Origin of the sequence: Burkholderia sp. FL-7-2-10-S1-D7 (assembly GCF_001524185.1) — a bacterium.
Taxonomy (GTDB): Bacteria; Pseudomonadota; Gammaproteobacteria; order Burkholderiales; family Burkholderiaceae; genus Burkholderia; species Burkholderia diffusa.
In genome coordinates this window covers 130,296-156,685 of sequence record NZ_LOWY01000070.1, presented here as the reverse complement: position 1 = coordinate 156,685, position 26,390 = coordinate 130,296, and the positions used below count along the sequence as shown (strand labels likewise).

Annotated in this window: 26 protein-coding genes, 1 tRNA gene, 1 pseudogene and 1 riboswitch; of the genes and pseudogenes, 11 read left to right on the top strand and 17 right to left on the bottom strand. The window is 67.2% G+C overall.

Going from position 1 to position 26,390, the window contains the following annotated elements; genetic code table 11:
* The first annotated feature begins 12 nt into the window (after positions 1-12).
* The gene (locus tag WS75_RS21280; protein WP_059682859.1) at positions 13-1,167 is read left to right on the top strand and encodes an ABC transporter permease; all 1,155 of its coding nucleotides are present in this window, start codon (positions 13-15) and stop codon (positions 1,165-1,167) included.
* Between the two features lie 4 nt (positions 1,168-1,171).
* A complete protein-coding gene (locus WS75_RS21275; RefSeq protein WP_059682857.1) occupies positions 1,172-2,338 on the top strand; it encodes an ABC transporter permease in 1,167 nt (388 codons plus the stop codon).
* Between the two features lie 13 nt (positions 2,339-2,351).
* On the opposite strand, the gene WS75_RS21270 is transcribed toward WS75_RS21275, so the two are convergent.
* Together WS75_RS21270 and WS75_RS21265 are read right to left on the bottom strand one after the other, a co-directional pair.
* Positions 2,352-3,689 carry a carotenoid oxygenase family protein gene (locus WS75_RS21270; RefSeq protein WP_059682854.1) on the bottom strand — a complete coding sequence of 446 codons (1,338 nt, stop codon included), beginning with the start codon at positions 3,687-3,689 and terminating at the stop codon, positions 2,352-2,354.
* 16 nt (positions 3,690-3,705) lie between these two features.
* Positions 3,706-4,329, bottom strand: a complete 624-nt coding sequence (locus WS75_RS21265; protein WP_059682851.1) for a DUF2239 family protein — start codon at positions 4,327-4,329, stop codon at positions 3,706-3,708.
* A gap of 292 nt (positions 4,330-4,621) precedes the next feature.
* Between WS75_RS21265 and WS75_RS21260 the strand changes: the two genes are divergently transcribed.
* A complete protein-coding gene (locus WS75_RS21260) occupies positions 4,622-5,962 on the top strand; it encodes an MFS transporter (protein WP_059682849.1) in 1,341 nt (446 codons plus the stop codon).
* Between the two features lie 65 nt (positions 5,963-6,027).
* Positions 6,028-7,425: an enolase C-terminal domain-like protein gene (locus tag WS75_RS21255; RefSeq protein ID WP_059682919.1), complete on the top strand. Its 1,398-nt coding sequence runs from the start codon at positions 6,028-6,030 to the stop codon at positions 7,423-7,425.
* Positions 7,426-7,494: 69 nt separating this feature from the next.
* Here the strand turns inward: WS75_RS21255 and WS75_RS21250 are convergent.
* The 5 genes from WS75_RS21250 to WS75_RS21230 form a co-directional block, all read right to left on the bottom strand.
* Positions 7,495-7,570, bottom strand: a tRNA-Ala gene (locus WS75_RS21250).
* Between the two features lie 65 nt (positions 7,571-7,635).
* The gene (locus WS75_RS21245; protein ID WP_059682847.1) at positions 7,636-7,995 is read right to left on the bottom strand and encodes a c-type cytochrome; all 360 of its coding nucleotides are present in this window, start codon (positions 7,993-7,995) and stop codon (positions 7,636-7,638) included.
* A complete protein-coding gene (locus WS75_RS21240; protein ID WP_059682917.1) occupies positions 7,992-8,789 on the bottom strand; it encodes a BON domain-containing protein in 798 nt (265 codons plus the stop codon). Before WS75_RS21240 ends, WS75_RS21245 begins: the two co-directional genes overlap by 4 nt.
* Before the next feature lie 17 nt (positions 8,790-8,806).
* The gene (locus WS75_RS21235; RefSeq protein ID WP_059682845.1) at positions 8,807-9,391 is read right to left on the bottom strand and encodes an SIS domain-containing protein; all 585 of its coding nucleotides are present in this window, start codon (positions 9,389-9,391) and stop codon (positions 8,807-8,809) included.
* A gap of 128 nt (positions 9,392-9,519) precedes the next feature.
* Positions 9,520-9,948 (bottom strand): YraN family protein, encoded by a 429-nt coding sequence (locus WS75_RS21230; RefSeq protein WP_179948934.1) that lies wholly within the window; start codon positions 9,946-9,948, stop codon positions 9,520-9,522.
* A 46-nt stretch (positions 9,949-9,994) separates the two neighbouring features.
* Between WS75_RS21230 and rsmI the strand changes: the two genes are divergently transcribed.
* On the top strand, positions 9,995-10,873 hold the full coding sequence (rsmI, locus tag WS75_RS21225; protein ID WP_059682841.1) for a 16S rRNA (cytidine(1402)-2'-O)-methyltransferase: 879 nt from the start codon (positions 9,995-9,997) through the stop codon (positions 10,871-10,873).
* Between the two features lie 95 nt (positions 10,874-10,968).
* Here the strand turns inward: rsmI and WS75_RS21220 are convergent, their stop codons facing one another.
* Entirely contained in the window at positions 10,969-11,580 is a 612-nt protein-coding gene (locus WS75_RS21220; RefSeq protein ID WP_059682839.1) for a septal ring lytic transglycosylase RlpA family protein, read from the bottom strand.
* Between the two features lie 662 nt (positions 11,581-12,242).
* On the opposite strand from WS75_RS21220, the gene WS75_RS21215 reads away from it, so the two are divergent.
* The 3 genes from WS75_RS21215 to WS75_RS21205 all read left to right on the top strand — a co-directional run bounded on the left by WS75_RS21215 (position 12,243) and on the right by WS75_RS21205 (position 14,093).
* Positions 12,243-12,887: an MBL fold metallo-hydrolase gene (locus tag WS75_RS21215; RefSeq protein WP_059452652.1), complete on the top strand. Its 645-nt coding sequence runs from the start codon at positions 12,243-12,245 to the stop codon at positions 12,885-12,887.
* Positions 12,884-13,543 carry a hypothetical protein gene (locus WS75_RS21210; protein ID WP_059601885.1) on the top strand — a complete coding sequence of 220 codons (660 nt, stop codon included), beginning with the start codon at positions 12,884-12,886 and terminating at the stop codon, positions 13,541-13,543. The genes WS75_RS21215 and WS75_RS21210 overlap by 4 nt, the downstream gene beginning before the upstream one ends.
* A gap of 79 nt (positions 13,544-13,622) precedes the next feature.
* Positions 13,623-14,093 carry an Lrp/AsnC family transcriptional regulator gene (locus WS75_RS21205; protein WP_006477376.1) on the top strand — a complete coding sequence of 157 codons (471 nt, stop codon included), beginning with the start codon at positions 13,623-13,625 and terminating at the stop codon, positions 14,091-14,093.
* A gap of 28 nt (positions 14,094-14,121) precedes the next feature.
* On the opposite strand, the gene WS75_RS21200 is transcribed toward WS75_RS21205, so the two are convergent.
* The 3 genes from WS75_RS21200 to WS75_RS21190 form a co-directional block, all read right to left on the bottom strand.
* Positions 14,122-15,279, bottom strand: a complete 1,158-nt coding sequence (locus WS75_RS21200) for a cation diffusion facilitator family transporter (protein ID WP_059682837.1) — start codon at positions 15,277-15,279, stop codon at positions 14,122-14,124.
* Positions 15,280-15,515: 236 nt separating this feature from the next.
* Positions 15,516-15,809 (bottom strand): H-NS histone family protein, encoded by a 294-nt coding sequence (locus tag WS75_RS21195; RefSeq protein WP_006491875.1) that lies wholly within the window; start codon positions 15,807-15,809, stop codon positions 15,516-15,518.
* Positions 15,810-16,164: 355 nt separating this feature from the next.
* Entirely contained in the window at positions 16,165-16,824 is a 660-nt protein-coding gene (locus WS75_RS21190) for a HugZ family pyridoxamine 5'-phosphate oxidase (RefSeq protein ID WP_059682836.1), read from the bottom strand.
* A 276-nt stretch (positions 16,825-17,100) separates the two neighbouring features.
* On the opposite strand from WS75_RS21190, the gene WS75_RS21185 reads away from it, so the two are divergent.
* Positions 17,101-18,315: an MFS transporter gene (locus WS75_RS21185; protein ID WP_059682833.1), complete on the top strand. Its 1,215-nt coding sequence runs from the start codon at positions 17,101-17,103 to the stop codon at positions 18,313-18,315.
* 101 nt (positions 18,316-18,416) lie between these two features.
* Here the strand turns inward: WS75_RS21185 and WS75_RS21180 are convergent, their stop codons facing one another.
* Both WS75_RS21180 and WS75_RS21175 read right to left on the bottom strand, forming a co-directional pair.
* Positions 18,417-19,559 carry a branched-chain amino acid ABC transporter substrate-binding protein gene (locus tag WS75_RS21180; protein WP_059682832.1) on the bottom strand — a complete coding sequence of 381 codons (1,143 nt, stop codon included), beginning with the start codon at positions 19,557-19,559 and terminating at the stop codon, positions 18,417-18,419.
* Between the two features lie 420 nt (positions 19,560-19,979).
* Positions 19,980-20,243, bottom strand: a pseudogene (locus WS75_RS21175) (nitronate monooxygenase); the annotation flags it as partial.
* Between the two features lie 122 nt (positions 20,244-20,365).
* On the opposite strand from WS75_RS21175, the gene WS75_RS21170 reads away from it, so the two are divergent.
* On the top strand, positions 20,366-21,058 hold the full coding sequence (locus tag WS75_RS21170) for a dienelactone hydrolase family protein (protein WP_059682828.1): 693 nt from the start codon (positions 20,366-20,368) through the stop codon (positions 21,056-21,058).
* A gap of 77 nt (positions 21,059-21,135) precedes the next feature.
* The gene (locus WS75_RS21165) at positions 21,136-22,614 is read left to right on the top strand and encodes an amidase (protein ID WP_059682826.1); all 1,479 of its coding nucleotides are present in this window, start codon (positions 21,136-21,138) and stop codon (positions 22,612-22,614) included.
* 69 nt (positions 22,615-22,683) lie between these two features.
* Here the strand turns inward: WS75_RS21165 and metF are convergent, their stop codons facing one another.
* The 4 genes from metF to WS75_RS21145 all read right to left on the bottom strand — a co-directional run bounded on the left by metF (position 22,684) and on the right by WS75_RS21145 (position 26,387).
* Positions 22,684-23,514, bottom strand: a complete 831-nt coding sequence (gene metF / locus WS75_RS21160) for a methylenetetrahydrofolate reductase [NAD(P)H] (protein ID WP_059601901.1) — start codon at positions 23,512-23,514, stop codon at positions 22,684-22,686.
* A gap of 24 nt (positions 23,515-23,538) precedes the next feature.
* A complete protein-coding gene (locus WS75_RS21155; protein WP_006477367.1) occupies positions 23,539-23,892 on the bottom strand; it encodes a phage holin family protein in 354 nt (117 codons plus the stop codon).
* A 106-nt stretch (positions 23,893-23,998) separates the two neighbouring features.
* Entirely contained in the window at positions 23,999-25,417 is a 1,419-nt protein-coding gene (gene ahcY / locus WS75_RS21150) for an adenosylhomocysteinase (RefSeq protein WP_059682823.1), read from the bottom strand.
* A gap of 34 nt (positions 25,418-25,451) precedes the next feature.
* A riboswitch (S-adenosyl-L-homocysteine riboswitch) is annotated at positions 25,452-25,568 on the bottom strand.
* Positions 25,569-25,652: 84 nt separating this feature from the next.
* Positions 25,653-26,387 carry an RNA polymerase sigma factor FliA gene (locus tag WS75_RS21145; RefSeq protein WP_059452641.1) on the bottom strand — a complete coding sequence of 245 codons (735 nt, stop codon included), beginning with the start codon at positions 26,385-26,387 and terminating at the stop codon, positions 25,653-25,655.
* Positions 26,388-26,390 lie beyond the last annotated feature (3 nt).

Sequence of the window (26,390 nt, the reverse complement as noted above, 5' to 3'; positions counted from 1 at the left end):
GGAGCGCGCGCGATGTACCTGCTGAAGCTGATCGGGCGCAATGCGCTGCGGCACCGGCTGCGCACGCTGCTGACCGTGCTCGGATTGACCATCGCGGTGCTGGCGTTCGGGCTGCTGCACACCGTCGTCGACGCGTGGTACGCAGGCGCGGCCGCCGCGTCCAGCGGCCGGCTCGTCACGCGCAACGCGATCTCGCTCGTATTCCCGCTGCCGGTCAGCTACGAGAACCGGATCCGCGGCGTCGACGGCGTGACGGCCGTGGTCCGCTCGAACTGGTTCGGCGGCATCTACCGCGACCCGAAGAACTTCTTCGCGAGCTTCGCGGTATCGGAGAACTATCTCGACCTGTATCCGGAATTCATCCTCCCGGCGCAGCAGCGCGCCGACTACGACCGCGACCGCCGCGGCTGCCTCGTCGGGCGCCAGCTCGCGACGCAGTTCGGCTTCAAGGTCGGCGACGTGATTCCGCTGAAAGGCACGATCTATCCGGGCACGTGGGACTTCGTCGTGCGCGGCATTCTCGACGGCCGCGACGATTCGACGATCACGCGCCAGCTGGTGTTCCACTGGGATTACCTGAACGAGACGGTGCGCAAGCGAACGCCGAAGCAGGCCGACCAGGTCGGCGTGTTCGTGCTCGGGGTCGCGAACCCGGACGACGGCGCCGCGATCGCGCGCAACGTCGACGCGGTGTTCAAGAATTCGCTCGCCGAAACGCTGACCGAGACCGAGCAGGCGTTCCAGCTCGGCTTCGTCGCGATGTCGAACCAGATCATCGCGGCGATCCGCGTCGTGTCGTACGTGGTGATCCTGATCATCATGGCCGTGATGGCCAACGCGATGGCGATGAGCGCGCGCGAACGCACCGCCGAATACGCGACGCTGAAGGCGCTCGGCTTCGGCCCCGGCTTTCTCGCGCTGATCGTGTTCGGCGAATCGGTCGTGATCGCGGTGGTCGGCGGCGGGCTCGCGATGCTCGCGACACCGCCGGCCGCGAGCCTCTTCAAGCAGGCCGCGGGCGGCATCTTCCCGGTATTCAAGGTGTCGGCCGAAACGATGGCGCTGCAGGCCGCATGCTCGGTCGCGGTCGGCCTCGCGGCCGCGCTCGTGCCCGCGTGGCAGGCGGCGCGCGTGCGCGTGGTCGAAGGCCTGCGGGCGATCGGATAAGCGCATGGCCATTCCACTCACCTACATCGCGCGCAACCTGTGGACCCGCCGGCTCACCACCGCGCTCACCGCGGGCGGGATGGCGCTGGTGATCTTCGTGTTCGCGACGGTGCAGATGCTCGACGCGGGGCTCACGCAGACGCTCGTGTCGACCGGCGAACCGGACAACGCGGTGGTGATCCGCAAGGGCGCGGAAACCGAGATTCAGAGTGCGATCGACCACCAGCAGGCCAACGCGCTCGAGATGCACCCGGCCGTCGCGCTCGGCCCCGACGGCCGGCCGCTCGTGTCGAAGGAAGCGGTCGTGCTGATTTCGCTGGTGAAGACGTCGTCCGGCAAGCCGTCGAACGTCGTGATCCGCGGCGTGTCGCCGGCCGGCCTCGCGCTGCGCCCGCACGTGAAGCTCGTCGCCGGCCGCATGTTCACGCCCGGCTCGTCGGAGATCATCGTCGGCAGCGCGATCGCGAAGGGCTTCAGCGGCACGCAGCTCGGCGACAGCCTGCATTTCGCGCAGCGCGACTGGACCATCGTCGGCATCTTCGACGCGGGCGGCAGCGGCTTCGACTCGGAGATCTGGGGCGACGTCGACCAGCTGATGCAGTCGTTCCGGCGCACCAGCTATTCGTCGATGGTGCTGCGCATCCCGAGCGCCGAAGGCTTCGCGCGCTTCAAGGCCGACATCGACGTCGACCCGCGCCTGACGGATGAAGCGAAACGCGAGCAGACGTTTTACGGCGACCAGTCGAAGGCGTTGTCGACCTTCATCAACATCCTGGGCATCACGCTGTCGACGATCTTCTCGATCGCCGCGATGATCGGCGCGATGATCACGATGTATGCGTCGGTCGCGAACCGCACCGCCGAAATCGGCACGCTGCGCGCGCTCGGCTTCAAGCGCATGAACGTGCTCGCCGCGTTCCTGCTGGAGGCGCTGCTGCTCGGCTTCGTCGGCGGCGTCGCGGGGCTCGCGTGCGCGTCGCTGATGGAGTTCGCGTCGTTCTCGACGACCAACTTCCAGACCTTCGCGGACCTGTCGTTTCGTTTCGTGCTGACGCCCGCGATCGTCGTGAAGACGCTGCTGTTCTCACTCGTGATGGGGCTCGTCGGCGGCTTCCTGCCGGCGATGCGTGCCGCGCGGCTGAACATCGTCGACGCATTGCGCGCGCAGTGACGCGCGCGGCCGCTCACGCCCGACGCTCGCGCGGCACCCACGCGCCGTGGAACCCGGCCGGCACGCGGCGCGGCAGGTGCACGGTCGCGACCGGCGCCGCGTCGATCGCGCGCGCATCGAGGATCACGACGTCGCTCGTATCCGTCGCCGCGCGGTAGACCACCACCAGCAGCCAGCCGTCGTCCTCCTCGGTGCCGCCCGGGCGCGGCACGAACACCGGCTCACCGTTCTGGTCGCCGGCCGGCACCGCGTAGCGGGTCGTCGTGCCGCGCACGTGGTCGAAGCGCATCACGCCGCGCATCTCGGCGTTGTTCGGCTGCTCGACCGCATACAGGTAGCGGTAGCGGCGCCCCGTCCGGCTTTCGTTGATGCGCGGCAGCTCGATGCCGCCGTCGGCCAGCGGCCCTTCGTCGATCAGCCCGTTCGCGGTATCGATCACGTAACGCCACAGCTCGCCGACCGGGTTGTCGGCGAAACGGGCCGTGCGCGCGTCGAGCCGCAGGAACCACGGATAGCGCACCGCATCGAGCACGATGCACGACGCATCGCAGTCGTACGCATTCACGACGTGCTGGATGAAGCACGGCTCGATGCCGAACCAGCGCACGTCGCCGCCGTGGCGCGGCATCACGCCGATCCGCGCGTCGCGGTCGTCGTGCCAGCGCAGCGGCATCCGGTGCCCCTGCTTCAGCATCGCGAAGTCGTAGCCGACGTTCAGGTCGAGCAGCAGGCTGCGGGTTTCGGTGATCGCGAGGTCGTGCATCATCGACGGCGCACGCACGTCGACGGCGAGGTCGACGCGCTGCACGCCCTGCGCATCCGCGACACCGTAGCGCAGCCACGGCGCGCGCCAGTCTGCGCGAAACAGGATCAGTTCGCCCGTCACCGGATCGACTTTCGGATGCGCGGTCATCGCGCCGCCGAACGCCGTGTGCCGCGCGGGCGCACCGAGCGTATCGAGCGAGGTCGTGATCGCGAGCGGCGCGCCGCCTTCCGCCAGCGCGAGCAATTCGCCGGCGTGCTGCAGCACGTTCACGTTCGGATTCGTGTCGGGCAGGTGCGGCGCCTGCTCCGGCGCGTGCACATCGGCCCAGCGGCGCGTGCGCGCCCAGCGGTTCCGGTAGCCGGCCGCGCGGCCGCGTTCGAACGCGATCGCGTGCAGCATCGCCGCTTCCGGCCACCACGACAGCACGTCGTTGCCCTCGAAACGGCCGCCCGGCGGATTCGGGCCGTTGCGCAGCAGCGTGCCGTCGAGTTCGGGCGGGATCGTGCCGGTCACGCGCAGGTCGACGAGGTCGACTTCGTCGGCGACCGGCGCGATCGCGCCGCGGTTCAGATCGAACGTCGTCATCGCGTCGTCTGCTCCGTCAGCAGTCTTCGGTCGACGGCGGCAAATCGCCGCGCGCCAGCGCGAGCGCATGGTCGCGCACGTCGTCCGGCCAGCCGGCAATCAGTTCGGTCATGCGCTCGAGGTCGTTCGCATACAGCGCACGCGCGGCCTCCTCGAATCCGGGCAGGTCGCCCGCGATCGCGGACATGAAGTGGTACGCGCGCGTCTGCGCGTCGCGGCGCCGGTCGGCCGCCGCGTGCGTGCGCCGCGCGTCCTCGACCAGCTTGCGCAGCGCGACGGACGCGCCGCCCGGCTGCGCGGCGAGCCAGTCCCAGTGACGCGGCAGCAACGTGACCTCGCGCGAGACGACGCCCAGCTTCGGACGGCCGCGGCCGCGTTGTTCGGCCGCGCCGGCGGGCTCGGCGGGCGCGGATGCCTCGCCCGGCACTGGCGCGTAACGCGCACGAATATCGTCCGCCGTGCCGCGCAGGTCGAGGTCGATCGAGCGGCCGGTCGCGTCGTCGAAGATCACGATGGTGCCGGACATCGCATCGCCGGCCGCCTGACGGACCGCGACCGCCACCGTCGCGAGCGGGCCCGACGCGACGCGCCGGTGGCCGTCGAACGCCGTGTAGGAAGGGAGAAGCATGGAGAAAGTCATCGTGGTTGCCCGTGAGCAGGAATCGGAATGACGCCATTTTTATCCGGGTATAATTTGCTGTCAATATCACCCGGGTAAAAATAGGCATGCCGACGCCACGGATCGATCCAATTCCTGAATCGATCAAGTCAGCAATTGGCATGAAAGCGCAATTTTCGCCATGACAGAATGATCCGGACGCCCCGCCTCCGGGCATCGGCGTCCGGCCTCCGGCCGGCAAGCCACCACAAAAAACGCGCGCATCGACGCGCAGCCGCACGACGGCACCTTCCGCCCTTCGGAGGAGACAGTCATGAATCCGCTTCACGCATTGCCGGCGTCCGCGTCGGCAACGGCCCGGCGCACCCGCGTGCGCTGGCTCGTGCTGACCGTGCTGTTTGCGGTCACGACGATCAACTACGCGGATCGCGCGGCGATCGCGATCGCGGGCCCGGCGCTTGCCCGCACGATGCACCTGAGCCATGTGCAGATGGGCTTCATCTTCTCGGCGTTCGGCTGGTCGTACGTGATCGCGCAACTGCCGGGCGGCTGGCTGCTCGACCGCTTCGGCTCGCGCATCGTCTATGCGTTCAGCATCTTCTTCTGGTCGCTGTTCACGCTGCTTCAGGGCGGCATCGGCTTCGTCGGCGGCGCGGCCGCGTTCGCGCTGCTGTTCGGATTGCGCTTCCTGGTCGGCGCGGCCGAGGCGCCGTCGTTCCCGGCCAACAGCCGGATCGTGTCCACGTGGTTTCCGGCCGCGGAGCGCGGCACCGCGTCGGCGATCTTCAACGCCGCTCAGTACGCGGCGACCGTCGTGTTCGCGCCGCTGATGGGCTGGCTCGTGCACGCGTACGGCTGGCAGTCGGTGTTCGCGGTGATGGGCGTGCTCGGCTTCGCGTTCGTGCTGGTGTGGAACCGCACGATGTACGACCCGAAGGCGCACCCGCGCATCAACGGCGCGGAGCTCGACTACCTCACCGAAGGCGGTGCGCTCGTCAACATCGACCAGGCGACCGGCGCGCGCGACGGCGGCCCGTCGATGCGTCACGTGAAGGCGCTGCTGAGGAACCGGATGCTCGTCGGCGTGTACGTCGCGCAGTATTGCATCAACGCCCTCACCTACTTCTTCATCACGTGGTTTCCCGTCTATCTCGTGCAGGCGCGCGGGATGTCGATCCTCAACGCGGGGCTCGTCGCGTCGATCCCGGCCGTGTGCGGGTTCCTCGGCGGGATTCTCGGCGGCATCGTGTCCGACGCGCTGCTCAAACAGGGGCAGTCGCTGTCGGTCGCGCGCAAGGTGCCGATCGTGATCGGCATGCTGCTGTCGATGTCGATGATCGTCTGCAACTACACCGATTCGCACGTGCTCGTCGTGCTGTTCATGGCGCTGTCGTTCTTCGGCAAAGGGCTCGGCGCGCTCGGCTGGGCCGTCAACGCCGATACCGCGCCGCGCCAGATCGCCGGCCTGAGCGGCGCGCTGCTCAATACGTGCGGCAATCTTTCCAGCATTACGACGCCGATCGCGATCGGCTACATCGTCGACCGCAGCGGCTCGTTCAACGGCGCGCTCGTGTATGTCGTCGCGCACGCGCTCGTTGCCGTGATCTGCTACCTGTTCGTCGTCGGCGAAATTCGCCGCGTCGAGCTTCAATGATGAACGGCGCGGGCTGCGCCGGTGCGCCCAGCGGCCCGCACGCCACCGGAACCAGGAGCGAACCGATGTCCGAACCCAGCCGTGCCGGCACCCCGCGCGTCACGCGCATGCAGGTGATCCCCGTCGCCGGCCGCGACAGCATGCTGCTGAACCTGTGCGGCGCGCACGCGCCATATTTCACGCGCAACCTCGTGATCCTCGACGACAGCAGCGGCCATACTGGTGTGGGCGAAGTGCCCGGCGGCGAAGGCATCCGCCAGGCGCTCGAACGGATGACCGATCTCGTGGTCGGCCAGTCGATCGGGCGTTACCAGGCGACGCTCAATGCGGTGCGCGCGGCGCTGTCCGGCACCGGCGCGGGGGCGGGACGCACGATCCGGCACGAGGTGACGTCGGCCGGCGAGGCGGCCGTGCTGCGCCAACCGCACGAGATCAACCTGCGGCTCGACAACGTGATCACCGCGATCGAGGCCGCGCTGCTGGACCTGCTCGGCCAGCATCTCGACGTGCCCGTCGCCGCGCTGCTCGGCGATGGCCAGCAGCGCGACGCGGTGCCGATGCTCGCGTACCTGTTCTACATCGGCGAGCGGCGCCGCACCGACCTGCCGTATCGCGACGAGATGCACGCGGCCGATCCGTGGTTCCGTCTGCGCAACGAAGCCGCGCTCACGCCGGCCGCGATCGCGCGGCAGGCCGAGGCCGCGGTCGAGCGCTACGGCTTCGTCGATTTCAAGCTGAAGGGCGGTGTGATGGCCGGCGCGGACGAGATGGAGGCGATCGCGGCGATCAAGGCGCGCTTTCCCGACGCGCGCGCGACGCTCGACCCGAACGGCGCGTGGTCACTCGACGAAGCCGTCGCGCTGTGCCGCGGACAAGGTCATCTGCTCGCGTATGCGGAGGACCCGTGCGGGCCGGAAGCCGGCTACTCGGGCCGCGAGGTGATGGCCGAATTCCGGCGCGCCACCGGCATCCCGACCGCGACCAACATGATCGCGACGGACTGGCGGCAGATGGATCACGCGGTGCGGCTGCAGGCGGTCGACATTCCGCTCGCCGATCCGCACTTCTGGACGATGCAGGGTTCGGTGCGGCTCGCGCAGCTGTGCCGCGACTGGGGACTCACGTGGGGTTCGCACTCGAACAACCACTTCGACGTTTCGCTGGCGATGTTCACGCATGCGGCCGCGGCGGCGCCCGGCACGATCACCGCGATCGACACGCACTGGATCTGGCAGGAAGGCGACGCGCGGCTCACGCGCGAGCCGCTCGAGATCGTCGGCGGCCAGGTGGCCGTGCCCGAGCGGCCTGGGCTCGGGATCGAACTCGACATGGCGCAGGTCGAGGCTGCGCATGCGCTGTACACGCAAGTCGGCGGCACGGCCCGTGACGATGCGGTGGCGATGCGGTATCTGGTGCCGGGGTGGACGTACGATCCGAAGCGGCCGAGTTTCGGGCGCGGGTGACGGCGGCGGGGCGGGCACGCGAAAAAACAAAAAGGGTTCGGTCTTGCGACCGAACCCTTCGAATTCCGTTGGTGGAGCGGAGGAGGATCGAACTCCCGACCTTCGCATTGCGAACGCGACGCTCTCCCAGCTGAGCTACCGCCCCAACAGCACACCATCATACACACGCATTTCCGCGCTTGGCAATAGGGGTTCCGTCACCCAGGCGCGTCACTTTGACGGCGCGCCGGCCAGCACCCATTCGACCACGGAACGCACCTCCGCGTCGCTCATGCGCGGATGCGCCGGCATCGGAATCGCGCCCCAGACGCCGGAGCCACCGTCCTTCACCTTCTTCGACAGCTTCGCGACGGCCTGCGGATCGGACTTGTAGCGGGCGGCGATGTCCTTGAACGACGGACCGACGAGCTTGCGGTCCACTGCGTGGCAACCCATGCACGCGTTGCCGCGCGCGACCTTGAGGCCGTCGCCGACGTCCGCCTGCGCCGTGCCGAGCGCACCGGCTGCGAGCGCCGCGGCTGCGGCGCCCTGCACCATCCATTGCCTGATCTTCATTTGCGTCGACTTCATTGCGGCGTTGCCTTCGGGTTGCCCGGGTGCACGCTCGACGAATTCGAGATCGGGGCCGGCGGTTGCAGCGGCGTGGACTGGACCGACGCATCGGGCACCGCACCGACCGTCGCGGCATCCGCAGGCGCGGCAGCGGCCTGCGTGCCGGACGCCACGCTCGGCGACGCGGCCTGCAATGCCTGCGCGTCCTGCGGCTGGATGTACTGGAACACCTTCACGACCTTCTCGACGCCCGGCACCTGGCTGGCTGCATCGGCGCCGCGATTGCCTTCGTCGACCGTCACGAGCCCCATCAGGTAGACGTTGCCGCGCTCGCTGACGACCTTGTAGTAATTCGCCGACAGCCCCTTCGTCGCGATCAGCTGGGACTTCACGCGCCCTTCGAGGTACGAGTCGTTCGCGCGCGACGACAGCGACGACGACGGCTCGACCGACAGCTCGTTGACGATGCCGTTCACGTTGTTGATGCCGCGTACGATTTCCTCCGCACGCTGCTTCGACGCGTTGTTCGGCACTTCGCCCGTCAGCAGCACGCGGCGGTTGAACACCGTCACGTTCACGTGCGACTGATCCGGCAGCCCGTTGTTGATTTGCGAGAGCGACTTGACCTGGATCTCGCGATCCTCCGTCTGCGCGCCGAGCGTACGGCGATCGGTCGCGATCAGCGCGCCGCCGCCGGCCGCCGCCCCAAGCACGCCGAGCACGCAGCCCTGCAGCGACATCGCGAGGCCCGCCGTCAGCGCGGCGAGCAACGTGGTTCTGACGAGCGTCTGTTTGACGCGGCTTTGATTCATCGACGGCTCTCCTTCGTTCAATCCTCACCCAGCAGCATCGCGTCGATGCCGTCGCACAGGCAGTGGATGGTCAGCAGATGGACTTCGTGGACGCGTGCCGCACGCGAGGCGGGCACGCTGATCGGAATATCGGTGTCGGACAGCGCGGCGGCGACGGCATGGCCGTCGCCGCCCGTCAGCGCGACGACGGTCATCTCGCGCTCGTGCGCCTCGTCGATCGCGGCCAGCACGCGCGGCGATGCGCCGCTCGCGTCGAGCACCAGCAGGATGTCGCCGGTCTGCCCGAGCACGCGCACCTGCTGCGCGAACAGCTGATCGGCGGCGACTGCCCCCGTGAGACCGCCCTGTGACGCATCGGTGGCCAGCGCAATCGCGGGAAGGCCCGGACGCTCGCGCTCGAAACCGCCGACGAGCGACACGGCGAGGTAGTGCGCTGCGGCGGCCGACGGGCCATCTCCGCATGCGACGATCTTGTTGCCGTTCGCCAGCGCGGCGAACATTGCGTCGACCGCGGCTGCGATCGGCAACGACAGCGCATCGGCCGCATCGGCGTGAAGCGCGGCGCTGTCGCGGAAATGTTGCTGAATACGTTCGACTGACATCGATTCCTGGTGAACTGGGCGCGCATGGCACGCAGCGCGCAACGTCATGGGTGCGGCGAGTTTACCGCACTCCGGCACCCTCTCCGGGGGTATGGCAAGAACTCTTTACATCTCGTCACAGCTCGCGGCTACGCATCGTCGGCACGAAATGCATCGCGCAGCCACTCGAGCCGCCCGGCCTCGAACGCGACGACGTCGAAACGGCATGCGGCACCCGCGCCGTACCGCGCCCAGAAATGGAGCGCGGCCGCGACCAGACGCCGCCGCTTGCGCAAGCCGACGCTCGCGGCCGCGCCGCCATGCCGGGCGCTGCGCCGCGCGCGCACCTCGACGAACACGAGCGTGCCGTCGGGCGTGCGCATCACGAGGTCGAGTTCGCCGCCGCGCATGGTCACGTTCGCCGCGACGAACGCGAGACCGCGACGCTCCAGGAACTGCCGCGCACGCTGCTCGAACGTCGCGCCAATCGATCTTGATCGCGCCGTGCCGGAAAAGTTGCCGCCGCCGGTCGGCAAACCGCGCGTGTTGCCGGGCGCGGCCGGCGCCGCGTGGCACAATGCCGTCCTTGTTCCGCCTGCGCCGCGATTGCGCGCATTGCCTGCCATGACTGCCCTCCTCGAACTCGCGCACACGCAGCACTACCCGGACGCCGCGCTCTACGTGGTCGCGACGCCGATCGGCAACACCGCCGACATCACGCTGCGCGCGCTGCACGTGCTCGGCCTTGCCGACCGCATCGCGGCCGAAGACACCCGCAACACGGGCCAGCTGCTGGCCCGCTACGGCATCTCGAAACCGCTCGTCGCCGTGCACGAGCACAACGAGCGCGAAGCCGCGCTGCGCGTGATCGAGCTGCTGCGCGCGGGCGAACGCGTCGCGTACGTGTCGGACGCCGGCACGCCCGGTATTTCAGACCCCGGCGCGCGGCTCGTCGACGCCGTGCGCGCGGCGGGCTTCCCGGTGATTCCGCTGCCGGGCGCGAGCGCGGCCGTCACCGCGCTGAGCGTGGCGGGCGACTGGGCCGGCGCGTTCACGTTCGCGGGCTTCCTGCCGCCGAAGCCCAAGCAGCGTGCGAGCGCGCTGCAGGCGCTCGTGCGGCATCCGTACGCGCTGGTGTTCTACGAAGCGCCGCACCGGATCGCGGACACCGTCGCCGCCCTCGTCGACGCATTCGGCCCGGCGCGCCGGCTGCTGATCGCACGCGAGCTCACCAAACTACACGAGCAGCTGTTCCAGGGCACCCTGGCCGAAGGACAGAGCTGGCTCGCCGGCGATGCGAACCGGCAGCGCGGCGAGTTCGTCCTGGTCGTCGAAGGCGCGCCGGCCGACGTCGGCGAAGCCGACGACACCGCGCACGACGCGCTGCTCAAGCTGCTGCTGGAAGAAGTGCCGGTGAAGAGCGCGGCGAAGCTCGCCGCCGCGCTGACGGGCGCATCGCGCAACGCGCTGTATGCGCGCGCGCTGGCGCTGAAGGAAGGCTGACGCGCGAGCGCGGGCGGCACCCGCCGCCCGGCACGCGGAAACGAAAAAGGGCTGCCCGAAGGCAGCCCTTTTGCATGTGCGGACGAACCGCCGCGTTACTTCGACGACAGCGACGCGAGCATTTCGTCGCGCGCCTCGCGCGCTTCCTGCGGCGACAGCCCTTCGATCTTCACCCGGCCAGTGCCGGCATGCACGAGGCCGATCATCTTGGCGGCCGCGTAAGACAGGTCGAGCACGCGGCCGCGCTTGTACGGCCCGCGATCGTTGACCTTCACGACGACCCACTTGCCGCTCGACGCGTTCGTCACCTTGATGTACGACGACAGCGGCAGCGTGCGGTGCGCGGCGGTCAGCGCGTTCATGTTGAAACGCTCGCCGTTCGCGGTGCGGCGGCCATGGAAATCCCGGCCATACCACGATGCCCGGCCCGTCTGGCGGAAGTCGGATACGTCCTTGCCGTCGATCGGCTCGGCGTCCGCCAGCGACGACTTCTTCGCGTCCTTGCTGTCGGCAGCCGGCATCGATGCCAGCGCGGAATCGAAATTCAGTTGCTGCTTGTCGTCATCCGCTTTCGCGGCAGCGGCCGTCTTGTTGACCGCGTTCTTCTGGTCAGCGCTGCCGGTGGTCTGGCTGGATGGCACCGCACAGCCCGTCAGCGCAAAAAATAATGCAATGGTCCCGAATCGAGTCGGAAAACGAAAGTTCATCGACGTGTCGCCTTCTGGTTCGGGCCGCACCGATACAACGCTGCTCAACAACGCAGATATGCGGCCCGGACGGCAAATGCGTGCACGCCCCGCTCGGCCAAGCGAGCAGGCGGCTAGCATGGGCGCGGCTTTCGTCTGTGCCGCAACCGTCCTGATTAGTTTTCACGTCTGGCGCAACCTGTCCCCGGCAGCCTGACCAGACCCCACATGCCGCCATCGAACATGGCTATCACGTTCGCGCGCGTCGACTAAGGCCAACGCACAGGAACGGCGGCACAGGCCTCATCCGGCGGCGCGGCAGCAGGGCCGCAGAACGGGCGCGCAGCACCCGGCCGGACAAGACGTGAGCACCGAATGCTCGGTGCTGGATACACCGCCGGACTCCCCGGCGGTCGATGCTTGACGGTGAATCCGACACCCCTTTTTTAACGGGGCCGAAACACCAGCGAATTGCGTGAAATTCACGCGCAATGGGCGGCATTATACATAAACCAAAAGCCCGGCTCGAAAAGCGCCCCTCCCGGACCATTGATTCTCACTATGGCTGTAACAATCGGCATGCTCCGGGATTGCCCGGAGCAGCGCACCCGACGCCGCACCGCAGGGCGGGCGGGCAGCGCGCGCGACCGGTACAATCGCTCCTTTTAGCCGCCGGTGTCTCCATGAAAGTCACGCTCATTCCGGTCACGCCGTTCCAGCAGAACTGCTCGCTGCTCGTCTGCGAGAAGACGGGCCGCGCCGCCGTCGTCGATCCCGGCGGCGACATCGAACGGATCGAACAGGAGATCGCGCGGCAGAACGTGCAGGTCGAGAAGGTGCTGCTCACGCACGGGCACGTCGATCACTGCGCGGGCGCGAAGGCGCTCGCGACGCACTACGGCGTGCCGATCGTGGGACCGCAGGAAGACGAGCGCTTCTGGATCGAGCAACTGCCGATGCAGAGCCAGCGCTTCGGCTTCCCGGCCGCCGAGGCGTTCGAGCCGGACCACTGGCTGAACGACGGCGACACCGTGCAGTTCGGCGACGAGACGCTCGAGGTCTATCACTGCCCGGGCCACACGCCCGGCCACGTCGTGTTCTTCAGCCGCGCGCATCGCGTCGCGATCGTCGGCGACGTGCTGTTCGCCGGCTCGATCGGGCGCACCGATTTCCCGCGTGGCAACCACGCGGACCTCGTGCGTTCGATCAAGGAGAAGCTGTGGCCGCTCGGCGACGACGTGACGTTCGTGCCGGGCCACGGCCCCGTGTCGACCTTCGGCGACGAGCGCCGCACGAATCCGTTCGTGTCCGACAAGGTGTTCGGATGAACCAGACCGCCATCCCCGAAATCTACGTCAGCACCGACGTCGAGGCCGACGGCCCGATTCCCGGCCCGCACTCGATGCTGAGCTTCGCGTCGGCCGCCTATACCGAGGACAAGCAGTTGATCGCGACGTTCTCGGCGAACCTCGAGACGCTGCCCGGCGCGCAGGCCCACCCGGTGCAGGAAGCGTGGTGGAAGACGGAGCCCGAAGCGTGGGCCGCGTGCCGGCGCGACCTGCAGGCGCCCGAGGCGGCGCTGGTCGCGTACGTCGAGTGGGTCGAGGCGCTGCCCGGCAAGCCGGTGTTCGTCGCGATGCCGGCCGGTTTCGACTTCACGTTCATGTTCTGGTACATGATGCGCTTCGCGGGACGCTGCCCGTTCTCGTGGTCGGCGCTCGACATCAAGACGCTCGCGTTCGCGATGACGGGCCTGCCGTACCGCAAGGCGATCAAGCCGCGCTTTCCGAAGCACTGGTTCGACGATCACCCGCACACGCACGTCGCGCTCGACGACGCGATCGAGCAGGGCGCGCTGTTCTGCAACATGCTCGCCGACCTGCGCCGTCAGCAGGCCGCGCTCGCGGGCCTCGCCGTGTCGGACACCGATCGGTCGGAAAACGCGGGGGCGGGACAAAATCCCACGGATCCGCGAGCAAATTAGCGAATCTCGCTCAACAGCGCCGCGTCAGATTGCCTTTCCTTTCCCGGCCCTCTAACATTCAGCGTGTTGTGGCTGCCGCATGGAGGCGCAGGTGACGCTCGATTCCTTTTCGCAAAAAATCCTTCGCCTGTTGCAACTCGACGCGCGCCGTTCCGTGCAGGAAATCTCCGACCAGGTCGGCCTGTCGAGCACGCCGTGCTGGCGCCGCATCAAGGACATGGAACAGTCGGGCGTGATCCAGCGCTACACGGCGCTGCTCGATCGCGAGAAGCTCGGCCTGCACGTGTGCGCGCTCGCGCACGTGCATCTGACCCGCCACAACGAAGGCGGCGTCGAGCAGTTCGAGCGCGAGATCGCGACCTGCCCGGAAGTCACCGAGTGTTACAGCACGACCGGCGAGGCCGATTACATCCTCAAGATCGTTGCCCCCGACATCAAGGCCTACGACGTCTTCCTGCACGAACGGATCTTCAAGATTCCGGCCGTGTCGCAGGTGCGCACGAGCGTCGTGCTGCGCGAAATCAAGTTCGACACGCAACTGCCGCTGTAACGCGCGGGCCCACGATCGCCGGCGCCGCTCAGGCCTGCGCGGGCAATCCGCGCGTGAAGCCGATCCGACGCGCGCCGAACTGCCGCTTCAGCGCGTCGACGTCGAGCCGGCCGGCCAGCGACGCGTCGGTATCGCCTGCGCCGGCGTCGAGCGTCACGTCGATCTCGAGCCCCGTGCTCAGATAGTGCAGGTTGATCGCGGCCGGATGCAGCCCGCGTTGCGCGAGCGCGGCCTCGAGCCGTGCCGCGATCTCGGCGCGCGGCGGCAGCGCGAGCGCCGGACGGCGCGCCGTGTCGTTCTCCGGATCGACGTGGATCAGCGCGTCGAGCACGCGCGGGTCGCGCAGCACGCGCGCACGTGCGGTTTCCGCGATGTAATGGCCTTCCGAGACCGAGATCATCGGATCGACAAGGATGTGCGCGTCGACGAGCGCCGCATCGCCCATCTTGCGCGTGCGCAGGTCGTGCACGTCGCGCACGCCCGGCGTCGCCTCGAGCAGCGCGCGGATCTCGGCCGTGTCGGTGGTGTCGAGTGCACGATCCGACAGGTCCTGAAGCGCGTCATAGCCGAACGTCCAGCCCATGCGCGCGACCATGAAACCGACGATCGCCGCGGCGATCGGGTCGAGCAGCCGCACGCCGGCGAGACTGCCGACGATGCCGATCGCGACGACGAGCGACGAAGCGGCGTCCGAGCGCGCATGCCACGCGTTCGCGACGAGCATCGCCGAACGCACACGCCGTGCCTCGCGCAGCATGTAGCGGAACAGCGCCTCTTTCGACACGAGCACGGTCAGCGCGACGATCAACGCGAAAAAATGGACGGCCGGGATGTTTTCGAGATTCACGAGACGGTCGCCGGCGCGCCAGAGCATGCCGATGCCGACGGCGATCAGGATCGCGCCGAGAAACAGCGACGCGACGGTCTCATAGCGGCTGTGTCCGTAATTGTGATCGGCATCCGGCGATGCACCGCTATGGCGATTGGCCACCAGTACGACAAAATCCGAGATCAGATCGGAAATCGAATGGATGCCATCGGCAATCAATGCCTGCGAATGCGCAACCACGCCGACGACGATCTGAAACGTCGCAAGCACCACATTCAGCACAATACTAACGAGGGTGCTCTTGCGTGCGACCGCGTGCTTATCTGCGCTATGCGCGTCGTCGGAAAACGTGGACATGAAATGCTAGATATCGGTTGTGATACGGAATTCTATCAAACGAAGTCCGCCCAGCATTCCGATAGCCCAAAATTTTCCATTCAAATCAATCGCTTATGCGAACGGGTTGCATTTTCATTCACGCCGGCACCTGACATTTTCATGACAAAACGCATACAGCCCGATGCCAGAATGCAAAAAGCCGCGCTCCTCGACGGATGCGCGGCTTTTTTTTAAACGTCGACTTAAACGATCGCTTAAATCGCAAACTGTTCGCGGTTCTTGCCAGCGATCCAGCGCGGCGGCTTGCCGCGGCCCGACCACGTCGCGCCCGTTTCCGGATCACGGTATTTCGCGGCCACGCCTGCGCGCGGACGGCCCACCTTACCTGCCTTCGCGCGGCTGAGACCGAGTTCGGCGAGCGAAAAGCCGTAGTCGGCAATTTTCTGCTTCACGTCATTCAGCACTTCAGCGTATTCACGCGACTTCGCTTCTTCGATTTGCTTCTCCAGCTTCTCCCGCTGGGCCAGCAGGTCCTTGTAAGAAGACATAGTTTCCCTTTCTATCTGACCAATGGGGCCGGTCTGTTGCCAGCTCACCATTCATGAAATATATGTGCCTCGGATTTTTGAAGGCAGAGATTAGCACAAAAAAGATTTGAGAGAAGCGAGATTCATGAAAATCCCGGGGCCAATTGCAATTCACGCGCGTCATTTTGACCGGCTGCGGCCTTTTCTCAAGTTTTTACACACTTGCATAGAGATTAGGACATTATCGATCCGGTAATCGGCCTATCAGCATACGCAATTACCCTGCATGCGGAAAAATCAAAGCTTTCATCCGGCGACAAGTTCGGAAAAATCGAGCGGCGCGAGGCGCTATTCAGACATATCTGTATCCGTGGCGTCACGTCACATCCCGAGCGCAGGCAATCAACCGTTCGCGCAACGCACCGGCGTCGCCCGGCACTGAATCGAAGGGCGTGCGCACGCGGCGGTTGTCGCAGCGCCAGTCGGCTCCGTGGCGATCGACGCCGAGCAGGTCGAGCCCGTCGCGGCGCGCGTCGCTCGAGTCGTACGCATCCCACAACGCCTGTTCGTCGTCGAATCCAAGCGGCGGCAGCGCATCGAGGCCGGTGCCGTCCACCCAGCCCATCCGGCCGAATCCGCCGATATAGCGCAGCCGCTCGATGTCGAGTGCCCAGAACGTGAAATCGCCGAGCGCGAGGTAGCGTGCGGCATCGGGTTCGTAGCGCGTGTAGCGCGCGGCGACATGCGGATCGTCGCCGAGCGGCATGAAGCGGCCGAGCAGTGTCGCGCGCTCGGCGTTCAGCACGTCGCCGTCCGGCGCGTCGACGACGAGGAATCCCGCGCGCGGATCGGCGGCAAGGTTGCGCGTGTGCTCGGCCAGGGCGCTCACGAGAATCACGGGTCGATGATTCGCATCGGGCGCGAACGGCACGACCGTCGGATACGGAAAGCCTTGCGGGTCGCGCGCGTGGGTCGCGAGCGTGCCGAGCGCGCAACGGTGCAGCAGGTGCAGGGCAAGGGTGGGATCGATGTTCACGGTGACTCCTGCGGTCGGAAAGCCTGAGCGGCAACGGTGGCGATGACGCGCCGCACTGGAACGCTTCGGGCACGCCGCCTGCGCACCGATGTTACTCGCGGCGGCGGCCCGCCGGGCATCGGCCGGATGACCGACGCGGACCGCGCAAGCGGCGTGCGCGCCGAAGCCTGATCGGCCCAACGGCCAGCACGCCGGCAAGACCGTAAGCGGTTCGATAGAATCGGACCCATCCGACGGGCGCGACGCGCCCGCGCATCGTCCAATCAAGAGCGCTCCGTGTCCGAAACCTCCTCCCGATCCTCGTCCGACTTCGCCGCGCCGCCCGACGCGCATCGCCTGCTGGCCTTGCCGGTCCGCCAGCGCGCACGCACGGCCACGATGGCACTGTTCTTCATCGCCGGCATGATGTACGCGTCGTGGGGCGTGCACGTGCCGACCGTGCGCGACAAGTTCGCATTGAGCCCGGGGCTGCTGTCGATCGCGCTGTTCGCGGTCGCGGGCGGCTCGATCGCCGCGATGCTGACGATCGCGCGCTGGATCGCGCGCGTCGGCTCGCGCACCGCGTGCCTCGCGGGCGGGCTCGTGATGGCCGCGTGCGCGGCGCTGATCCTCGCCGTGCCCGATTACTGGATGCTGCTCGTCGTGCTCGCGCTGTTCGGCTTCTCGATGGCGACGCTCGACGTCGCGATGAACGCGGAGGCGAGCGCGGTCGAGATCGCGCTCGGCAAGCCGATCATGTCGTCGCTGCACGGGATGTTCAGCATCGGCGGGATGTCGGGGGCGGCGGCCGGCGGCGCGCTGCTGTCGGCCGGTATGGCGCCGGCCGTGCATCTCGCGCTCGCGGCGGCCGTCAGCGCGGCGGTGCTGCTCGTCGCGAGCCCGGCCGTGCTGCCGCACGTGCCGCATCACGAACACGCGCACGGCGGCGGCAACCGCTGGCGCTCGCCCGCGCTGTGGATGCTCGGCGGCATCGCGCTGATCGCGCTGATCGCCGAAGGTGCGATGTACGACTGGGCGACGGTCTACATGCGCGACGTCGTCGCGGCGAGCCCCGCGCTCGCGAGCGCGGCCTATGCAGCATTCTCCGGCGGGATGGCGATTGCGCGATTCGCGGGCGACGCGGTGCGCGCGCGTTTCGGCGCGCCGCAGCTCGTGTTCGCGAGCGCGTCGCTCGCGTGCGCCGGGATGATCGGCGCGCTGCTGCTGCCGAACCCGATCGCCGTGCTGACGGGCTTCACGCTGATGGGCCTCGGCCTCGCGAACATGATGCCCGTGCTGTTCGCCGCCGCCGCGCGCGTGAAAGGCATCCACGCGGCCGAAGGGCTCGCGCACGTGGCCGGACTCGCGTATTTCGGGTTGCTGTTCGGCCCGGTCGTGATTGGCGCGGTCGCGCAGGCCGTGAACCTGACCGTCGGCCTGTCGGTCGTCGCGCTATGCGCGGCGCTCGTCGCGGCCGTCGCGCCGAAGGTGCTCGCGCACCTGAAGATCTGACCGCGCGGCGGCCCGGCCACCCGCTGCGAGATCGCCAAAAAGAAAGCGCGCCTGCGTTGCCGCAGGCGCGCCTTCACCCCTTCTGTCGACCGCTTTTCAGCTTACATCTTCACTTCGTCGAGCAGCGACTTCTTGCCGTTCTTGTAGTTGTACAGCGAGATCACGCCGTGCTGCAGGTCGCCCTTCGAGTCGAAGGTCGTCGTGCCGATCACGCCCGAGTAGTTCGTCGCCGGCATCGCCGCGAGGATCTTCGCCGGGTCCGTCGAGTTCGCGCGCTTCATCGCATCGACGATGATGTACACGGCGTCGTACGTGAACGGTGCGTAGATCTGGATCGGCTGGCCGAAGCGCTTCTCGTACTTCGCCTTGAACGCCGCGCCGCCCGCCATCTTCTCGAGCGAAGCACCGGCTTCCGAGCACACGACGTTGTCGGTCGCGTCGCCGGCCAGGTCGGCCAGCTTTTCCGTGCACACGCCGTCGCCCGCCAGGATCTTCGCGCGCAGGCCGAGCTGCTTCGCCTGTTTCGCGAACGGGCCGCCGGTGGCGTCCATGCCGCCGTACATGATCGCGTCCGGATTCTCGCCCTTGATCTTGGTCAGAATCGCGCGGAAGTCGACCGCCTTGTCGTTGGTCGCGTCATGCGACATCACCTTCAGGCCGAGCGCCTTCGCCTTCTTCTCGAACTCGTTCGCGAGACCCTGGCCGTATGCGGTCGAATCGTCGACGACCGCAACGCTCTTGATGCCCTTCGAGTGCGCGTAGTTCGCGAGTGCCGGGCCTTGCTGCGCATCGGTCGCCACCACGCGATACGTGGTCTTGAAGCCTTGCTGCGTGTAAGCCGGGTTGGTCGCCGACGGCGAGATCTGCACGATGCCCGCATCGCTGTAGATCTTCGAGGCCGGGATCGACGTGCCCGAGTTCAGGTGGCCAACCACCGCGACGACCTTGTCGTCGACGAGCTTCTGCGCAACCTGCGTGGCTTGGCGCGGGTCGGCCGCGTCATCCTGCGGGTCGAGTTGCAGCGTGATTTTCTGGCCGCCGATCGTGAGACCCTTGGCGTTGATCTCCTCGACTGCGAGACGTGCACCGTTTTCGTTGTCCTTGCCCAGGTGTGCAATGCCGCCCGTCAACGGCGCGACGTGGCCGATCTTGACGACTTGATCGGCGGCTGCGTTGCCTGCAGCTGCAGCACACAGCATCGCAGCTGCGGTGATCGGCAACAGCTTTTGCATCTTGATATTCATGTAAGTCTCCAGTTTCGGTCCCAAAAAACGCCATCGCCCGGTGCCCCGCTGCCATCCCTGTGTTTGCATTCACTGGACGATTCGCCGGTTGCATCGTTCATGCACTTGGCCTCAAGCACGTAGGGAATCAGCCGCTTGTAGCGGCCGCCCACCCGTACTTGCGCGCAAGTGTAGGTGATCAAATTAATTTGTGGGACTTTTTTGGGGTAGTGGTAACACTACCGATACGGGCGCTTTGGAATGAATGCTCGAACATCGCTGCGAGCCCCACCAGATAAGGGTTTCCGCTAATTTCTGACGGCCGGATGAAAGGTTGATTCAACGCATTCCCGCGTCATTTCGATTCCGTATTTTGTGCGCGGGATCATTGAATGAAACGCGCGTGACAACACGCGCTTTTCCCGCTTCGACACCAGGCGGTCAGGCGGCCGTTGCGCGCCATTCGGCGTCGAGCGCGTCGATGAGTTGCGACGTCGTCAGCGCGGCGGCGCGCCGTCGCGCGAGCGGAACGCCCTGCCCGGCCCACAGCGACAGGTAGTCGCCGTCGTTCGCGCGCGCGGCGGCCTGACGCAGCGGCTGGGTCAGCGCGTTCTGCACCGGATACGGCGCGGCGTCGGCCACGCGTTCGCCGAGGCGCATCATCAGCGCATTGCGCAATCCGCGCGCATGGCGGCCCGTGATCGCGCACACACCCGGCGGGCGCGCCGCTTGCGCTCTGCAGCGCCACCGGATTGGTGGCACACTAAGCCGCCCTTTTTTCCATCCACGGTGCGCATGCCGCGCACCCGTTCGCCAGGAGTTCCAACGTGACTGCCCAATGGATCGACATCCCGACCGGTAACGACAGCTTCGGTGGCTATCTCGCGCTGCCCAAGCGCGGCAAGGGCCCCGCCGTCATCATCATCCAGGAGATCTTCGGCGTTAACACACACATCCGCGCAGTCGCCGACCAGTACGCGGCCGACGGCTTCGTCGCGCTCGCGCCGGACGTCTTCTGGCGCACGCAGCCGCGCGTCGAACTGACCTACGAAGGCGCCGATCGCGACAAGGGCATCGAGCTGATGAAGAAGACCGATGTCGGTCTCGCGGTCGCGGATATCGGCGCGGCCGCCGACGCGTTGCGCGCGCGCCCCGAAGTCGACGGCAAGGTCGCCGCGATCGGCTACTGCTTCGGCGGCCAGCTCGCGTACCGAGCGGCCGCGGCCGGCAAGGTCGATGCGGCGGTCGCCTATTACGGCGGCGGTATCCAGAATGCGCTCGACCTTGCAGCCAAGGTCACGCAGCCGATCCTGTTCCACTACGCGGAGAACGACCACGGCATCCCCCTCGACGCGGTCGAGCAGGTGAAGGCCGCGTTCGCGGGCCGCCACAACGCATCGTTCCACTTGTATCCGGGCGCCGAACACGGCTTCAACTGCACCGATCGCGCGTCTTACAACCAGCGCGCGTCGGCGCTCGCGCACGGCCGCACGCTGACGTTCCTCGCCGAGCACGTGTAACGGCGGCAGCGGGCCCGGCGCGTCGGGCCCGCGTTATCCTCCTTTCAGCGCCACGGGTCACAACGGGGGTGACTGCGATGCACTCGGACTATCTCGCGCATGACGCGATCGGGCTTGCCGCACTCGTGCGCGAGCGCAAGGCGAGCCCGCGCGAACTGCTGGACGCTGCGATCGGCCAGGCCGAAGCGGTGAACGGCGCGATCAACGCGATCGTGCTGCAGGACTACGACGATGCGCGCAAGCGGGCGGAATCGGCCGTCGCTACCAGCACCGATGCGCCGTTCGCGGGTGTCCCGTACCTCGTCAAGGATCTCGGCGCGGCGGTCGCGGGGCTGCCGTTGTCGATGGGCAGCCGCCACTATCGCTTCTTCGTCCCTGCCGACGACTCACCGGTGATCGCGCGCAGCCGCGCGGCGGGACTCAACGTGTTCGGCAAGACCAACACGTCGGAAATCGGCCAGATGCCGTACACCGAACCCGAACTGTTCGGCGCGTGCCGCAATCCGTGGAACCTCGATCACACGCCCGGCGGCTCGAGCGGCGGCGCGGCCGCAGCCGTCGCGGCAGGCATCGTGCCGCTCGCGCATGCGTCCGACGGCGGCGGCTCGATCCGGATTCCGGCGTCGTGCTGCGGGCTGTTCGGCCTGAAACCGAGCCGCAATCCGGTGCTGGTCGACTTACCGTCGAACGGCGAGCTGGTCGTCCAGCATGCGGTTTCGCGCAGCGTGCGCGACAGCGCGCTGCTGCTCGACGTGACGACCGGCCAGACGCTGCCGCCCGGCGCGCCCGGCACCTTTCTGGGGGCGCTCGACACACCGCCCGGCTCGCTGCGGATCGGCCTCGTCGTCGACCCGATGCTCGCGCCGGCGCTCTCCGACGACACGCGCGCGGCGCTCGACGACGCCGCCGCGCTCGTCGAATCGCTCGGTCATCACGTCGAGCCGGCGACGCTGAACATCGACTACGCCCGCGCGGCCGAAACCTTTCTCACGCTGTGGGCGACGATCGCCGAGGAGATGGTGCTGGGTGCGCGCGCGCTGACCGGGCGCACGCCGAAGCGCGCGGAGTTCGAGCCGGCGACATGGGCGATGGCCGTCGTCGGCAGGCGCATCGCCCGCGCGCGCCTGCCGGACGTGCTCGAATGGCAGCGCCAGCTCACCGTGCAGGTCGCGGGCCTCGTGTCGCGCTACGACGCAATCCTGTGCGCGACGCTCGCGGGGCCGCCGGTCAAGATCGGCGAGCTGCAGCCGACGCCGCTCGAAGCCGCGCAGATGAAGCTGCTCGGCGCGCTGCCGGTCAAACCGCTGCTGCGGGAAATGCTCGCGAAAGCCTCGGAGAAGGCGTTCGCGTGGGCCGGCTGCACCGAGCTGTTCAACCTGACGGGCCAGCCGGCGATGTCGGTGCCGCTCTACTGGAATGCGCGCGGCCTGCCGATCGGCGTGCAGTTCGTCGCGCGGCACGCCGACGAGGCGTTGCTGCTGAAACTCGCGCGTCAGCTCGAACAGGCGCGGCCGTGGTTCGACCGGCGTCCGCCGCTGATGCAGGCGCAGCGCTGACGCCAGCGAAAAAAAGCCCCGCCGGTTCTGGCCGGCGGGGCTTTTACGCGTGCAACCGCGTGATGGCGCTTACATCGCGAGCCGTTCGCAGATCGTCCGCGTCGCGGTCGCCGCGTTCAGCGTATAGAAGTGCAGCCCCGGCACGCCCGCGTCGATCAGGCGCTGGCACAGGCTCGTGACGACGTCCGCGCCGAACGCACGGATCGCGTCGCGATCGTCGCCGAAGCTTTCGAGCCGGCGCGCGACCCAGCGCGGCACTTCCGCGCCGCACATTTCCGAGAAACGCATCAGCTGCGAGAAGTTCGTGATCGGCATGATGCCCGGCACGATCGGCACGTCCACACCCAGCTTGCGCGCATCGTCGACGAAGCGGAAATACGCGTCGGCGTTGAAGAAGTACTGCGTGATCGCGGAATTCGCGCCGGCTTTCACCTTGCGCGCGAAGTTTTCGAGATCGGCCTTCGGCGAGCGCGATTGCGGGTGGTATTCCGGATAGCCGGCGACTTCGATGTGGAACCAGTCGCCATGCTCGGCGCGGATGAAGCTGACGAGCTCGGACGCATAGCGCAGCTCGCCGACCTCGCCCATCCCCGACGGCAAGTCGCCGCGCAGCGCGACGATATGGCGGATGCCGTGCGAGCGGTACTGGTCGAGGATCGCGCGCAGGCTGTCGCGCGACGAGCCGATGCACGACAGGTGCGGCGCGGCCTCGAGGCCGTCCTTCTGCATGTCGAGCACGGTATCGAGCGTGCCCTGTTGCGTCGAGCCGCCGGCGCCGAACGTCACGGAGACGAATTTCGGCTTCAGCGGCAGCAACTGCGCACGCGTCGCGCGCAACTTCTCGACGCCGTCCGCCGTCTTCGGCGGGAAGAATTCAAACGAGAGTTCGATCGATTTCATGATTCGCAAGAATGGGCGCGGCCGTCAGCCGATGTCGCGCTGCCCGAAGATCAGCGCGGACAGCAGCCACGACACGATGCTGTACAGGATCGAACCGAAGAACGCCGACCAGAAACCCGACACCTCGAAACCCTTCAGCAGTGACGACGCGAACCAGAAGCACAACGCGTTCACGACGAGGATGAACACCCCGAGCGTGACGATCGTGACCGGCAGCGTCAGCAGGATCAACACCGGACGGATCACCGTGTTGATCAGGCCGAGCACGACCGCGATGATCAGCGCGGTGCCGAAGCTCTTGATGTGGATCGACGGCACGAGGTACGTGATGATCAGCAGCGCGAGGGCGTTGATGACCCAGGTGAGGATGACGCTCATGGAGGGCTCCGGTTCGGTTGTCGATCTGGTCGGTCGGTGACCGCCGCCGGCCGCCGCACCGCGCACGCCCGCTGCGGGGCGCGTGCGGCACGGCGGCGGCGGTGCATCAGTAGCGGTAGTGGTTCGGCTTGAACGGGCCGTCCTTCTGCACGCCGATGTACGCAGCCTGCTCGTCCGACAGCACGGACAGGTTCGCGCCGATGCGCGCGAGGTGCAGGCGCGCGACCTTTTCATCGAGATGCTTCGGCAGCACGTACACCTTGTTCTCGTACTGTTCGCCGCGCGTGAAGAGTTCGATCTGCGCGAGCGTCTGGTTCGCGAACGAGTTCGACATCACGAACGACGGGTGGCCGGTCGCGCAGCCGAGGTTCACGAGGCGGCCTTCGGCCAGCAGGATCACGCGCTTGCCGTCCGGGAAGATGATGTGGTCGACCTGCGGCTTGATGTTTTCCCACTGATACTGGCGGGTCGACGCGACGTCGATTTCCGAGTCGAAGTGGCCGATGTTGCAGACGATCGCGTTGTGGCGCATCGCCTTCATGTGATCGTGGTTGATCACGTGGTAGTTGCCGGTCGCCGTCACGAAGATGTCGGCCTTGTCGGCCGCGTATTCCATCGTCACGACGCGGTAGCCTTCCATCGCCGCCTGCAACGCGCAGATCGGATCGATTTCCGTGATCCACACGGTCGCGCCCAGGCCGCGCAGCGATTGCGCGCAGCCCTTGCCCACGTCGCCGTAGCCCGCGACGACCGCGACCTTGCCCGCGATCATCACGTCGGTCGCGCGCTTGATGCCGTCGACGAGCGATTCACGGCAGCCGTACAGGTTGTCGAACTTCGACTTCGTGACCGAGTCGTTCACGTTGAACGCCGGGAACGGCAGGCGGCCGTCCTTTTCCATCTGGTACAGGCGATGCACGCCGGTCGTGGTTTCTTCGGTCACGCCCTTGATGTGCGCGAGGCGCGTCGAGTACCAGGCCGGATCGGCGTCGAGGTGCTTCGCGATCGACTTGAAGAGCGCGACTTCTTCCTCGTTGGTCGGCTTCGCGATCACCGAACGGTCCTTCTCGGCCTTCGAGCCGAGGATCAGCAGCAGCGTTGCGTCACCGCCGTCGTCCAGGATCATGTTCGCGAATTCGCCGTTCGGCCATTCGAAGATGCGGTGCGAGAACTCCCAGTATTCGTCGAGCGACTCGCCCTTGAACGCGAACACCGGCGTGCCGGCTTCGACGATCGCGGCAGCGGCGTGGTCCTGCGTCGAGAAGATGTTGCACGACGCCCAGCGGACATCGGCGCCGAGCGCCTTCAGCGTCTCGATCAGCACGCCGGTCTGGATCGTCATGTGCAGCGAACCTGCGATGCGCGCGCCCTTCAGCGGCTGCTGCGCCTTGTATTCGTCGCGGATCTGCACGAGGCCCGGCATTTCGGTCTCGGCGATGTTCAGTTCCTTGCGGCCCCAGCCGGCAAGCGCCATGTCGGCGACGACGTAATCCTTGGAAACCTGGGAATCGATAATGGCGTTCATCACGCCCTCCTTTCTAAAAAAGTTCTAGAAATTGGTGACGTGAGCGCCGTTCAGGAAGCGGGGCCGGCGCAAATCGTGCCGCACGGCTGCTTGGTGAAGCTTTCCGAGCCTGGCGGACGCAGGATGGTCCGTCGCAACGCTCCTCGGAAAACGGGAGGGATTGTAGCAAATCGTGGCGGGAAATGCGCGCCGCGCACCGCGCGCGGCGTCGGCGCGCGCGGGCGTCATGAAAGGGTCAGTTCTCGGCGCCGACCCATGCCTGTTCGCGCAACCGCGCGCGCAGGCGCGCGACGGCCTGGCTGTGCAGCTGACACACGCGCGATTCGCTCACCTCGAGCACCGCACCGATCTCGCGCAGGTTCAGCCCGCGCTCGTAATACAGCGACATCAGCAGCTTCTCGCGCTCGGGCAGCCGCTCGATCGCCTCGACGAGCGCCTCGCGCAGGTGTTCGTCGAGCAGCGACGACAACGGATCGGCGTGATCGACGCGATAGCGGTCGAGGAACGGCTCGTCGTCGGCCGCGCGATCGAAATCCTCGTAATAGATGAGCTGGCTGCCGTGCAGGTCCTGCAGCATCCCCTGGTATTCGTCGAGCGGCATCTTCAGGTGCTGCGCGATCTCGGTCTCGCTCGCCGACCGGCCGAGTTGCTGCTCGACCTGGTGCACCGCGTACTCGACCTCGCGCGACGTCTTGCGCAGGCTGCGCGGCAGCCAGTCGTTGCTGCGCAGCTCGTCGAGCATCGCGCCACGGATGCGCTGGGTCGCGTAGGTCTCGAACTGCGCGCCCTGGTCTTCCTTGTAGCGGCCGGCCGCGTCCATCAGGCCGATCATGCCGGCCTGGATCAGGTCGTCGAGATCGACGCTCGCCGGCATCTTCGCGACGAGCTGCAGCCCCAGGCGCCGCACGAGCGGCGCGTATTGCGCGAGCACGTCGGCCTGGGTCATCTTTCCTTGAGCGTTGTACATCATGGC